This window comes from Vibrio lentus (assembly GCF_030409755.1).
Classification (GTDB): domain Bacteria; phylum Pseudomonadota; class Gammaproteobacteria; order Enterobacterales; family Vibrionaceae; genus Vibrio; species Vibrio lentus.
Map to the genome: position 1 here is coordinate 757,231 of NZ_JAUFQE010000001.1, position 13,266 is coordinate 770,496.

Below are 13,266 nucleotides of genomic sequence, written 5' to 3' on the forward strand. Positions count from 1 at the left end.
AGAAAAGATGCAAACAGAAATTAAAGTCGGCGTTAACTTGAAACGCCTTCGACAAGAGAAAGGCTGGAGCTTAGACAAAACGGCAAAAGCAACAGGCGTGAGTAAAGCAATGCTAGGACAAATTGAACGTGGAGAATCAAGCCCAACAGTCGCTAAGCTCTGGCAGATAGCTTCTGGGTTCGAGGTGTCACTTTCGAGTTTTATCGCTGCTAGCTCAAACAGTGAACTGACGAGCTTATTCAGAGATGCAAACGAACTAAGGCATGAGGAATACAACATTGGTTTCTTCGTCAGTTTGTTGTTTCCCTTTGAGGAAGTTCTAGGGTTTGAAATATTCGAACTCACTCTAGCACCCGATTACCACCATGAATCCGAACCACATAACGCAGGCGTCACTGAGCACATTTTATGTATTTCGGGAGAGATGGCTGTGCTGTTTGATGGTGAGTGGCAAACGTTACGAGCAGGGCAAGCCGTTCGCTTCAATGCCAACCAGAATCATGGCTACAAAAATGTTGGGGAAGGAAATGCTGTATTCCACAATGTAATTCACTACCCTTACAGCAAGCAATAGTGCCGAATTTGTCGATAACGGATGTTTAGAGCTAACCGGATGCTTAGCTCTAACGGATTAGTGGCAAACCACTTGCTAGTATTAACTTAGAACGACTATACGTTGACGACCATGCTGCCATCTTCTTCTTGATAACGAGACCATAGTTGAGAAAGGTTTTCTTTATTAAGCTGTATCTCTTTTTCTTTCAGAAACGTTTCGTTGTGCAGCTTCGAATACGAGCGCTCAGCAAGGTCACAGCTAAATGTAACGATGGTTTTCCCCTTCCCCATTCTAGCCGCAGCGTATAGCGCTCCTGCTACGTTCAACGACGAGCTGCTTCCTAGAAGAATACCGTCATGTTCCGCAACAAGGCGGGATATCGTAACCAAATCCTGATCGGGCAGCGTGATTGCACGATTGATTTTTGCCTGCCTGAAATTTTCAACCGTTCGCATGATCCCTATGCCTTCCGTGAACGAGCTTCCTGTGGATTGATACTGTCCATTACGGAGAAACGAATAAATGCCCGACCCATTTGGGTCAACCAACCAAGTTTCGAGATTCGGTTGCTGCTCAGATAGGTAGTGTGAGTTTCCGGCAATGGTTCCACCAGTCCCCACCACTGAAACTAGAGCATCAATATTCCCTTGAGTTTGCTGCCATATTTCCGGTCCAGTATTTAAATAGTGCGCTCGATAATTACTGAGATTTTCGAACTGATCTGCCCACCAATAATTTTCATTTTCGACACCGATCCGCTTTGCCGTGTGGTAAAAGTGTTCAGGATTTGCAAAAGGACAAGGGTCGACCAATAACAGCTCTGCGTTATAAAGCGAGACCATACGCTCTTTCTCTTGTGCCTGCCCTTTTGGCATCACCACCAACATTTTATAACCGAGAGATTTAGCCACTAGAGCAAGGCCAATCCCCGTATTTCCTGCGGTACCTTCAACGATTGTCATTCCCGGCTTAAGCTTACCGGCTTCTACTGCATCCATCACAAGCTGAAGTGCCGCTCTATCTTTAATCGAACCACCTGGGTTCTGGTGTTCGCACTTAATAAGAATCTCACAACCTGATATCTCTGAAAGACTGTTAATTCTAACAAGATCGGTATCGCCAATCAGTTCACTGAGATTGTTTGCAATATGGGCAGATGACATCGCGACTCCATTTATTTGTTAAGGGTGAGTTTGTTCATCGATTGGTTTATCGATGATCATAAGCGTAGCTCTGAGCCCTACTTAGTCAAGGAGTGCCGGATTTGAAAAGACTCTCATTTTCTAAATAGCAATTATAATTAGGGGTGATCGATTAAATTGAGGGTAGCAAAATGTTTCTAAAACAGAAAAAGAGCGGTGACCTCGTAGATGTTACTGAAATGACCAAATTGACCAACTTGTTTCAGGACAGCATCGAAGGTCGGTTTCAAGCTGGCGAGGAACAGCAAGACCCTGAGATGTTTAAAAAGTCCGAACTGGTATTTATATCAGGTGAAGAGTTACCTCGATGCTGGACAGATCCAAACTACCGCTCAGAGGCTAAATAACTTTACCGATTCCGGAGCACCATAACACTCTGTTCTAACAGCGTTTGACGATAGCCATGTGGACTATGTAATGGCATAGTTAATTTAGCCCCCGGTTAAAACGTTCAGACGCATCTTTACTAGACACAAAAAAGCGAGCCACTTGGGCTCGCTTTTCAATATTTGTCTTGCTTAGGCTTTAGCTTCGATTACAGAAGTTCTACCGACTGTTGAGCAATAACGAATTCTTCGTTGGTTGGATTGGCATTCGTATGACATGCATAATTAGTTCGCTGACTACGTAACCTAGAAAACACAGGCTAACTGTAGTAATTGTGAGCAACATCTCAGTGAAGAAGTATTAGTAATCGGTAACGAAGGACTATCAAACTGATCTCCACCACCAAGACTAGACTATGGTAAATGACTTCAGCTAGACACTACTTTGTAGTTAATCGAAATCTATGAAGTAGCAGAGTTTACCTGAAACTTTTCAGTATCCTGAAATGCCTAACATAGTTTTGGCCATTTTCGAGCTAGCTGGTAGAGAGTGATCACAGTGAACACCAATATTAGCGCCGTAAATAGATCTCAGATATCGATGCCATGGCTCAGTCCGAAATCAATCAGTGGTAATAAGTTTTTATCCATTCAAAAATATTGATTGTATACAAACATTAATGCGCAATCCGATTTCTAGAAAAAGTAAGTTTTAGTTGTTTATTAAGGATCGTAACTAGTTTTTTCGCCTCCTCCATTGTGGAAGACTCTTCCAATGCGATTACTGCATTATCAATAAATTTTTGAACCAGATACTCTCCGTAAACACTAATAAACTGACGGAACTTTTGTTTTCGGTAGCCACTTTCACCAATAGGATTTTTGCGTTCAATGTGAGCTAATAGCTCAGGGTCTATTTGCCTCCACACTAGTGAATTCGTGTTATGTCCTAAAAAACTTAACTGGCGGAAAACGCTTAATGAAAGCTCCTCTTTTTCATAAATTCGACGTTGTTGTAGGTAAAAACTTTCGGGAAACTTTGATACCGTTTGACTCAATGGTCTAGGTTCTTCTAACACTAATTCTTGCCATAGTTCTAACTCATTTTGTTCCATATCGGTTTCTACACCATGATATCGATCGATCAACAAATTTAAGCGAGATAGTGCAAATGCGCTTTGGAATTTATATGCAGCTTTTGCTAGCTGAGATAATGAAGCATCAAGAGCATTATCCATACTTGCAAGAACCAGAGCCTTAAAAACATCATTCATATGAGTTGTAGTTATTACCCATGCTTTGTTTTTGGGCCCAACATTGAGTTTTATTGGCTTAGCAAAAAACTCTAGTGTTTTCTCTGATAAATAAGGATTAAGACTGCCTCTGACCAAGCGCTGAAGTGTTTGCCCCGAATCTTTTTTTGTTAACCCCAATAATGATTGAACTCCTCTCAACGTCATAAAGCGTTCCGTTTGGCCTGACCAATATTCGATCAGGTAACTGTCAATACGGGTATCTCCTAAGATCATACGATTTTGGCCTTTCTTTCTTGAGTGAATATGGCGAATACCGTCTATATTCGAACTCAATGTTTGAGGGTGATGATTGTCAATGATGAAAGGGGTGCATAACTGTAATCGCTGCATTTTTAAACTCTACAAATCTGTTAATTGCTAAACTTACTGGTTTTTTTATTTTTTAATTAAGACGTTTTGAAAGAAAAAATCTTAATAAAAAACACCGACATGAAATTAACAAATAAATCTGTCAATAGCGCCGAAGGCCTGAAAATTACACGCATAAACAAATACTTGCAATGTTATGAAGTTACACAAAAATGCAACATTTGACATTTACCAGCCTTTATGGAACCATAAAGGCTGCCTACTCAAAGACCAAGTTACGTTTTTATTTCAAGCTTGTGTAACTTGCTGTTTATTCTATTTTCTTTTGTTAAAGAAAAAGTTTGTCTTTTTTTTCTATTTTTATTTTAAATAAATAAATCTCTTCTCAGAATATGAACCTAAGCACTTATGTCGGTATAAACTGTAGTGGTTCGCTGAATTCAAAATAGAAGCTGCACAACTAGTCCTAGATCAAAACTACTCAGTGACAAAGGCTGATCAAGCCATGAATGTTGGGAAGTCCACGATGGATAAGTGGGTTTGCCAACTCAAAGATGAACGTCAAGGGAAAACACCTAAAGCATCACCAATGACCCCTGAGCAAATTGAAATACGAGAATTAAAGAAGAAGCTAGCTCGCCTTGAAGAGCATAATGAAATATTAATAAAAGCAACGGCTCTGCGGGAGCTATAACCATTGCTGACATAATAACGACTCAGGGAACTAACCAGAGTCGTTACAGAGCAACGAAGTTCATGAAAGCTCTTGGCCTAGTGAGCTGCCAAGTACCAAAACACAGATATCGTAGAGCATCACAAGAACATATTGAGATCCTAAACCACTTAGGTCGCCAGTTTGCTGTTACGGAGCCAAACAAAGTTTGGGTTGGTGATGTTACATATGTTTGGACAGGTAATCGTTGGATGTACTTAGCCGTTGTTATAGATCTGTTTGCTAGAAAAACGATTGGTTGGGCGATGTCATTTTCGCTCGATGGTCAATTAACGAGTAAGGCTCTAGCCATGACTTATGAGTCTCGTGGTAAACCACAAGGCGTCATGTTCCACAGCGTTCAAGGCAGTCATTATACAAGCCGAAGTTATCGGCAATTACTGTGGCGCTTTCAGATCAAGCAAAGCTTATCTCGACGAGGAAATTGATCAATGGAGCGCTTCTATAGAAGCTAGAAGACGGAATGGATACCTACAGTAGGTTATCGGATCTTTGCAGAGGCACAACAAGAAATTACTCGATACATTATTGCCAACTCCGCCCGCACCAATACAATGGTGGTTTGACTCCCAATGAATCAGAATAGTTGTTCTGGTTAAACTCTAAGAGCGTGGCCAATATCAGTTGACCACTACACACTGACCTCAAAATCAGTACAGTCGTTAGCAACCATAGAGCTTTTGTTCGATAACTATTCCACTAGGTTTGATAACTTACTCAATCTAATAAGTAAATTTACAAAATTTTACATGTTAATCACTTTGCTTTTGAGTTAAACCACCTAGTATCGCCCTCTATAAACCAATAAGCTAAAGTAAATCATTCATGTTTGTAAAAAGAATTTGCTCACACTTAAAAGAAGCCATCATTCATATACCCAAGTGTAGTCTTGATGGTTTTTTGATTGCAGCTCTTCCATTTCTTTTTTTGTCTAACCGTTCCATTGAGAGATGGACGTTAAGTGTGAAGTCATGGTTCACATCAGTGGAACATCAGGTAGCACCTATACCAAATCTATCTGAAGTGTTTCTATCTCAAGTGGTCGACTTTAGGTTAGCAGTGCTATTTTGCTTAGTCTTCGGCATCACACCTCTTCTTTTGTATCCCATCTCATTCCTAATGCAAAGTAAGCGATGGATTAAACGAAAAATACGAAGAAGGCTAACTCATGACACCTTCCAGAATGCTCTTGTAATACGCGGGGCTATGGCGCAAAAGTGTGTCGAGAAATCAACGTTAGAGCTATTGAGGTATGCCATCTTAACTATAAACCATACTTTTGTTGGTTTCTTGCAAGTTATTGCAGGTGTTTACATGTTCAAATTTATAAAACAATTTGAATTTGTCTGCAGTTCAGTTGGTCTCAACCAGTCAACTTACGCGTTTATCTGGAGTTTAGTCTTTGTATTGATTGCTGCAAGTTCCAAAGCGATCACTCTGTCTAATGAAAAAATTAAATTCCACAAGTTTAAAAGCTTAGAGAATCAATAATTTTAGCTCTTTGATCGCAGCCTGAAAGAAATCATTCTAATAGATCCAATCAACTCGATTGGATCACTAGATCGCATAGCAAGTCTTTTCTATTAAGCTCGTTTATATCAGAATATCAAGACATCACTTGTTTCTAATGTGGTGTATAGCCTCGCCTTTGAAGATGGTATTATCGAGTCCTGGTATCCTCTGACCTTGTTTCATTATTTCTAGTTAAGAGCCTCAAAACCACATATGATACATGGATAACATTCCAACTTACTATCCAAGGTATCGAATGGCTCTTCTTTTCCAAAAATTACCACGAAGTTTAGTTGTACCTTCACAAGGTCAAAATACTGTATTTCTAATAGAAGACAATTGGGACGATTTCGGATTTAAAACCATTTTCTTTATCAAGGTCTTCGATGAGAATGGTACTTTTCATGACCTAGGTACAGTAAAAATTGGATATCGGGGGCAAAATGAAGGTTGGACTTCTGCACAACTACCAAACCAATTTAGCAGCCTAAGTGAAGGCTTCTTCTCGCTTGGCCAAGAACCAGATTACTACCTAAAAGTTGCCGAAGACTTTTCGAAAGACTTTGCAAATCAATTCCTCTTAGCCATAAAGGATGTGGTTGAAAACCCTACTTGCCTATCTATTGCGGAGCAAGACGTAATTTCACAAACATCAGTGGGTAATGACTCCGTATTCAACAAATCTATCTTAAGATCAATATCGTCTTCAGTAATAAAAGATCAGTTCCCTCGAATTCTTGCAGGTGGACGCCCTCTTACAGATTTTGAATTTTCATACGAGAAAAAAGCCAATGCTAAATACTCAGGTATTAAAGCTGATTTTAGTGTCGACCCTAATGTCAAACCGTCTACGAACATTCACGTTTTAATTGGGCGTAACGGTGTAGGTAAAACTACTTTATTAAACAATATGGTCGATGCACTTCTGCCTAATAGGGGAGAACCTGCCGAAACAGGCTTGTTTTTAAAGAATGGACTTATGGGCAAGCAAGCTCTTGACGATAACTACTTCAGTAGCGTTGTATCTGTATCGTTCAGTGCTTTTGATCCTTTCACTCCACCTGCGCCACAGACCAATCCAAATCAAGGTACTTGCTATTACTATATAGGGCTAAAGACTATCAACCAGCCTATATACAATAATGAGGACAGATTAAAGTCCACACCAGAGCTTTGTAATGAATTGATTGCCAGTCTAAAAGTATGCTTAGCTTTGAGCGGCAAACGTGAAAGATGGATTAATGCAGTCCGTAAACTAGAGTCTGACACGAATTTTGCCGACATGAATCTGTGTTCTTTAGTTGCTATTGCCGACCAAGACAACACAGAAGATAGAAGTCACCTAGGCTCTATAGCACAGTCTGTTTTTTCAAGACTAAGCTCAGGGCATGCTATCGTATTATTAACTCTAACTAAATTAGTTGAAACAGTTGATGATAAAACTCTAGTTCTAATAGATGAACCTGAAAGCCATTTACACCCGCCACTTCTTTCTGCATTCACACGAGCATTATCAGATTTATTGCTAAATCGAAATGGAGTAGCCATTATCGCAACACACTCCCCCGTAGTCTTACAAGAGGTCCCTCAGACTTGTGTTTCAATTCTTCGCAGGACTCGTTTAGTTGGGTGTGTAGAAAGGCCGACAATCGAGACTTTTGGTGAGAATGTTGGAGTCTTAACTAGAGAAATCTTTGGATTAGAAGTAAACAAATCTGGGTTTTATAGTTTGCTCGCAGATAGTGTCCGTGAAGGGAAAAGCTACGCCCAAATTCTGTCTGAATATCAACATCAATTAGGATTTGAAGGGAAAGCTATTTTAAGGGCTATTTGTGCGAATACTGAGAACGGGGGGGCGATTTGAGAGCTTTAAACCTCCCTTTAATGCGCTATACGGATGTTGTAAACACCTGTATTAATAGCATATCATCACAAGAAATACGCGATCGACTAGAACCTGTCAGCGCAGATTTACTAAATGCTGGCCACCAGTACTTGAGCTTAGCTCCAACAACAGCCCTGTTCACGATACCAACGTTTGTAGGCGGAAATGAAGATTACGTTGTTGCTAATGTTACAAAGAAAGAACTCAAAGATCTATACAGTGCTCAAATGGTCCCCAGTTCAAAGCCCAGTCGTAAATACTACGATGAACTTAAGCTTGCAGCCCCTCTCGGTATCTGTCCTTTTTGTGGCTTCGGTCATGTATACACATTGGATCACTATTTACCCAAGGCAAAATATCCACTCATATCTATATTACCTATTAATTTAGTCCCATCGTGTAGTGATTGTAATAAAGGGAAGAGCGCTAATACTGCATCCAATGCGGGGAAGCTATGCATGCACCCGTACTTTGATCACGGGCATTTCATTAACGAACAATGGCTTTATGCGAATGTTATTGAAACAGAACCAGTTACAATTGTCTTTTTTGTAGCCCCTCCAAGCGCTTGGAACCCTATAGATAAACAAAGAGTACTAGCTCATTTTTCTGACTTTGATTTAGCTAAAAGGTTTTCTGTTCAGGCTGCAAACGAGCTAAGTACACTGAAATATGAACTGCAATATGATTTTGACTTCAGTGGTATCACTGGGGTTCAACACGAACTCAGCAAGAGAGTTTTTGCGGCAGAGCGACAACATAAAAATTCGTGGAAAACTGCAATGTATCAAGCCTTGAGAGATAGTAATTGGTATTGCAATAGTGGATTTAGATTAGAATAAACATCCACTGGTAGTGGTCTGTTTTAGACTTAACTTGAACGACAGCCTTATGATGAAATGTATCCCATCCACTAACCTGCATTACATGACTAATAAGTCTAACTAAAAAGGAAAAGGGCATAACCGAGATACAAAGTCTCGTTTACGCCCCAGTAATACAAATCAATTGGAAATCAATGGTCTGAACGACGGTTCTTCATCATTTCTTCCTTACTTTAATTATATTTCATTCGTTTTGTTGTAGTTCTGAGTTCTACGCTTGGTCTTCTTGTTTGATTTACCTTGAGGTGACGGCTTGCTTTTCTCTAACTCATTTCGTTTTACTCGCGCTTTGAGTCGGTCAAGAAGCGCAGGCTGGGTCACGATATCCGCAAAACCTCTTTGAAATTGGCCAATGTCGCGCTCTGTTGCTGCTGTAAGCTCTCCAATGCGCTGAGACGAGTCTCTAGCCGCTTCATTGCAGCTTTCGCTGAAGTCGATTGACTCTCTGATTGTTTCGATAGCTTCACCAACTCTTTCACTGAGGCTTTGTACTCGACCATAATCTTGTCGTGGGTTGTCTCGACCTTGTTCAAAAGTGTTCGACGTTCGTTCTGATACTCCGTCATGAGTTGCTCGATAGTCGCTTTGAATAGCGCGGATTGTTCTTGTAGCTCTGCTCTTAGCATCATCAATGATGTTTCTTGCTGCTTGTTCGTTGTGAGTAAACAATTGCTCAACTGGCTTTCTAAGTGATTCATAACGTGGCTTCCTTCTCATTTCGTCTAATATTTTTGTTAATTGTTCTGACTGTATTTTTGCTCGCTGCAACATTGCCGCTATCGCATTGATATGAGCGGCAGTCTTTCTACTTTCTATAGCTACGAGCTTGTCCCAGCCTGTCAGGTTGTCATCAATAGCTGGTAGAGGAAGAAAGTCGTTGCTGCTTGATGGAATGGGGAAAGAATCATTCATTCGTTGTGTAAACGCTTTATTCGCTTCTTTTCCTATCGTATTGTCATCATTTTTCTGAGACGGGGATTCGCCATAGCGTTTTAAGTTAAACGCCGCACGCTTTTCTATGGCTGCTGTCAGTTTTGTTTCAAGTTCATCTAAACGTTCTTGCTTGGTTAACAGCGTCGGTTCGCCTTGTTTGATAGTCGCTAATGACGTGAATTGTTCTGTGAACGCAAAACCCTTAAGACGTATCGCTTTCTCTCTACCATCAATGTGAATGCGAACGAAGTTGAGTGAGGTTTCAACGTTATTAATACCAAATGATTTTTTGATTTCATCACGATTAAGTAGGGCGACTACACCTCCTCGGTTTCGGATTTTTTCTCGCTGAATAAATGTATTAACGATAGCGTTTAGCTGCCTGACGATTTGTGACGTTTTATCATTCCTATTAGATGGCTGCGTTAAGCGTTTACGCAGTGGATCATTCGGGTCGGCTAGGTCGTGTTTCAAATTGAGATAATCCCTAAGCAAGTTGAAATCACGCTCATGACCTGGATATGCAGGATTAAATGACTTGCCTGTACGCAAGTGTATGCGAGGGATTAGATAGTGGTTTTCGATAATTGGCTGGTGAGTGTGTCGCACCCAGTCTATCAACCGCTCATCTTTAGGAAGCCCAGCAAAACACAGGTTTTCAAACAGCTCTCTCCACTCAGCTTCAATGTTTGGATTGGCAATGAGCTTGGCAGTATCATTTGAAGCATGTGAGATGACACCGCTCACATACTTGTGCTTGTGAGGGTTGTTAGCAATCGCATAGTCAACCGCAACTCGATTACCGTTGATTGACTCTGGTGGAGGGTTTCGTTTTATCCCTCGGACTTGTGAGCGTGTGTGGTTAGCCTCGTATGCTAGTTGAATATCTCCACTTTCATGTGCCAGCTTTATCAGCTTTGTTCCATCAGAGTACTCTGCTTTTTGTTCATCGGACAATGAGCAGTACGCTCCATACAGATAATTGCTGGCAGCTTTAGGATCAGACTGACCGACACCACTTTGTGAGAATACGGCGATTAGTGACATTTGTAGACCCTCCAACCATCTTCAGTCGGATACTGATAAAGATAGTGGTCATAAGGTTGAGCAAATATTTGCATCATCCGCAAATCATGGTCATCAAACTGCTTTTGAAGGTAGTTAAGCTCAGCGAGTACTTGAACGGTTTCGATGCCGCTCTTGTGCGTGTTGCACCATCTTGCAAGCTGGTTAAGCAAAGAGTTGAACCTAACTCGCTCAAGCGCCACAGCATTCAATTCAGATTGTAGTTTTTGCGTAAACGGGATTCTAATCTGTACTTTATTAAGCGATTCAATCGCTAGCTGAGATACTGTCTTATCAGCTTGTTTCGCTTTGTGTTGCCATGTCTTTTTATCAACGATGCTACAGTTCAATTCGATACGAGCATTCTTTGAAGTGGCATAGTAAGGGTAGACAGATTCCACCATGGAATGCGTCAAATCAGGATGTTGTTTTAGCGCTGACTTAGATACCGTTTTATTATTTTTAATTAGCTTATCTATTTCGAATTCAAACAGATTTTTGACGTCTTGGTCTTGCAAATACGCATTCTGTATTTGCTGTTTTATGTTTTTTTTAGTCATGATATTTCGCCTATTTCAGATAGGTCTCATAAGTTAGTTAGGGGTTTGGGCGCAGCCCAAGCGATTCCAAAGCAGCCGCTTTGGCAAGTTCCACCCCGTCATTTCGAAGAAATGGGCATACGGGGTTGGAGTAACCTTGCTCTTTTTATTTTGGCTGCAAAGGCTTAATGCCGTTACTGGGTTTACTCTGTTGATTCATGCCATCAACCATATCAATGGCGGCTTGGCTCTCTGTGGGAAGAGGGGGCTTTAGCTCTTGGATCTGACCTTCAAGCATGCCGTTCTTTTTAAGCTCAACTTCGTAAGCATTTTGAATCGATTGGTTTGAATCTTTTAGGGCTTGTATTTGCGCCTCAAGACGGTTGGTATCTGCTGTTTTAGCTGCTAGGTCACGAGCAAGAAGATGGTTCTTATCGAGTTGGCTAGTAAGCTCTTTGAGTTGAGCTACCTTTTCATCTAGACGCTCATTTAACTGAGTAATCGTTCCTTCATGCTGTCGTACTAACTCAACTTCTGCGCTTAGATTTGATATCGTTTCCAACTGCTGTGCATTGGTTGAATGCAACTCATCAACGTAGCTATCTATTTCAAATAACTCAGTCATCAGCTTGTCTGTTTTGGCTTCTGCAATGCTAGCTCTTGATTGAGCTAGTTGCTGAACTTCTAAATCAAACCTATCCCAAACGGAGTCAAAACGGTCATGAAGCTGCTTTACAAACATCTGCTCGATATCACTAAACCAAGTTGCTTTTTGTCTAATGGCAGGCGCTGGTTTGAGCGCCTCAATCAACAGCTCAAAAGCGACTCTTGACCGTGGAAACGAGCCTTTAGCCAGATTTTGCAAATTCTTAGCACTTGATGGAACCCCCTCAGAATGCGGTGGAAAATATGCCGCATATTTGTGAAGAGGAGTGCCTTTGTCGACAGAAAGACCGCGCTCGGTTAACCGCGCAGAAAATTCGATTTCAAGTTTGTTCATATCCATACTTACCTTCCTTTCTTACTGGAAAAGAAAGGCAGGAAGGAAGCCAGTAATAAGTGAACCATTATTGATACCCTCCTTCGGCGATAGCAATATCTATAACAGCGAAGATGGTTTCACGTTGTTCGTCTGTTTTGGCCATCTTAAGCAGCGACATCAAGCTTTCTAATGACGGGGTAGAGGTAGACTTTGGCTTGGGCTTTAGTTTTTCTCTTTCTACGACGATGCTGTTTTCATCAGTCTGAGTAAAAAGCTGCTTAATGTTGTTATCAGCTTTGATTTGCTCTCGTTTTAAACTCTTCGTGTTGAACTTTGCATAGTGCTTTTCAACAATGCTGACATTTCTATGCCCTAGAAGTTTTGCAATCCATGCAACCGCAACACCGTTGTTATAGTGGAGGCTTGCACAGGTATGACTCGGCCCTCGATGCTCGACTCCATCTGAGCCTAAAAAATCATCGAAAAACTGCTTAGGGTGTAGCCAGACCTGACCAGTCTCATCTTTGCCTTTGACGCCAGGTTCTAACAATTCCATTTTAAACTCCTCAATCCGTTGTTTTGTGAGTTTAGAAATGTCGATATCCCCTATATGCCTGATGACGTGTCGGGCATGAGATTTCTTTGCAAGAAGAGTGGTTTCCGCCACAGTGCGTGTACGGATGAAGTGGCAGACACTTTGAGCTACAGAATTCAGTGGGTAGTCACGCTTAACTAGTGATATTGAAGGGTTACGTTTGAGAACGCGTTTCTTTTGTATTTTTATTTTTAGCAGTTTTTTAGTGCCGCGCACTTTAGTTTTTATTGTCATTTTTCTGACCAGTGTTTTTGGCCATTTCAAAAATGGTGCTCTTCTTGTGGAGCAATTTCTCTGTGTTTTTTCAATGGATAATGAATGTTCATATATCTAACCACGCCTTTTACGACCTGTCAAAATTGACTTAACTTAAGTTATTGTATAATAAGGATAAATATTCGAAAGTGGAATATAATTCAAATGGCTATC

At 40.8% G+C, this 13,266-nt stretch carries 11 protein-coding genes and 1 pseudogene; 6 read left to right on the forward strand and 6 right to left on the reverse strand.

The genetic code is table 11. From position 1 onward, the window contains the following. Positions 1–7 precede the first annotated feature (7 nt). A complete protein-coding gene (locus QWZ07_RS03120; RefSeq protein ID WP_192852797.1) occupies positions 8–574 on the forward strand; it encodes a helix-turn-helix domain-containing protein in 567 nt (188 codons plus the stop codon). Between the two features lie 95 nt (positions 575–669). On the opposite strand, the gene QWZ07_RS03125 is transcribed toward QWZ07_RS03120, so the two are convergent. Further along, a complete protein-coding gene (locus QWZ07_RS03125; protein WP_192852796.1) occupies positions 670–1,719 on the reverse strand; it encodes a cysteine synthase A in 1,050 nt (349 codons plus the stop codon). A gap of 170 nt (positions 1,720–1,889) precedes the next feature. On the opposite strand from QWZ07_RS03125, the gene QWZ07_RS03130 reads away from it, so the two are divergent. Continuing rightward, positions 1,890–2,105, forward strand: a complete 216-nt coding sequence (locus QWZ07_RS03130) for an acetyltransferase (RefSeq protein ID WP_192852795.1) — start codon at positions 1,890–1,892, stop codon at positions 2,103–2,105. Positions 2,106–2,761: 656 nt separating this feature from the next. Here the strand turns inward: QWZ07_RS03130 and QWZ07_RS03135 are convergent. Beyond that, complete coding sequence (locus QWZ07_RS03135) at positions 2,762–3,730, reverse strand: P63C domain-containing protein (protein WP_122055291.1); 969 nt, start codon at positions 3,728–3,730, stop codon at positions 2,762–2,764. Between the two features lie 424 nt (positions 3,731–4,154). On the opposite strand from QWZ07_RS03135, the pseudogene QWZ07_RS03140 reads away from it, so the two are divergent. The 4 genes and pseudogenes from QWZ07_RS03140 (at position 4,155) to QWZ07_RS03155 (ending at position 8,681) form a co-directional block, all read left to right on the forward strand. Continuing rightward, positions 4,155–5,028, forward strand: a pseudogene (locus tag QWZ07_RS03140) (IS3 family transposase). Between the two features lie 239 nt (positions 5,029–5,267). Continuing rightward, complete coding sequence (locus QWZ07_RS03145) at positions 5,268–5,933, forward strand: hypothetical protein (protein ID WP_122055292.1); 666 nt, start codon at positions 5,268–5,270, stop codon at positions 5,931–5,933. A gap of 277 nt (positions 5,934–6,210) precedes the next feature. Further along, entirely contained in the window at positions 6,211–7,818 is a 1,608-nt protein-coding gene (locus QWZ07_RS03150) for an AAA family ATPase (RefSeq protein ID WP_122055293.1), read from the forward strand. Continuing rightward, positions 7,815–8,681, forward strand: coding sequence for an HNH endonuclease (locus QWZ07_RS03155; protein WP_122055294.1), 867 nt, complete (start codon positions 7,815–7,817; stop codon positions 8,679–8,681). Before QWZ07_RS03150 ends, QWZ07_RS03155 begins: the two co-directional genes overlap by 4 nt. Positions 8,682–8,900: 219 nt before the next feature. On the opposite strand, the gene QWZ07_RS03160 is transcribed toward QWZ07_RS03155, so the two are convergent. The 4 genes from QWZ07_RS03160 to QWZ07_RS03175 all read right to left on the reverse strand — a co-directional run bounded on the left by QWZ07_RS03160 (position 8,901) and on the right by QWZ07_RS03175 (position 13,101). Beyond that, the gene (locus tag QWZ07_RS03160; RefSeq protein ID WP_192852794.1) at positions 8,901–10,703 is read right to left on the reverse strand and encodes a hypothetical protein; all 1,803 of its coding nucleotides are present in this window, start codon (positions 10,701–10,703) and stop codon (positions 8,901–8,903) included. Beyond that, positions 10,694–11,281 (reverse strand): hypothetical protein, encoded by a 588-nt coding sequence (locus QWZ07_RS03165; RefSeq protein ID WP_122055296.1) that lies wholly within the window; start codon positions 11,279–11,281, stop codon positions 10,694–10,696. Before QWZ07_RS03165 ends, QWZ07_RS03160 begins: the two co-directional genes overlap by 10 nt. Positions 11,282–11,426: 145 nt before the next feature. Beyond that, positions 11,427–12,266, reverse strand: coding sequence for a hypothetical protein (locus QWZ07_RS03170; RefSeq protein WP_122055297.1), 840 nt, complete (start codon positions 12,264–12,266; stop codon positions 11,427–11,429). Between the two features lie 61 nt (positions 12,267–12,327). After that, a complete protein-coding gene (locus QWZ07_RS03175; protein WP_225998408.1) occupies positions 12,328–13,101 on the reverse strand; it encodes a site-specific integrase in 774 nt (257 codons plus the stop codon). Between the last annotated feature and the right edge of the window lie 165 nt (positions 13,102–13,266).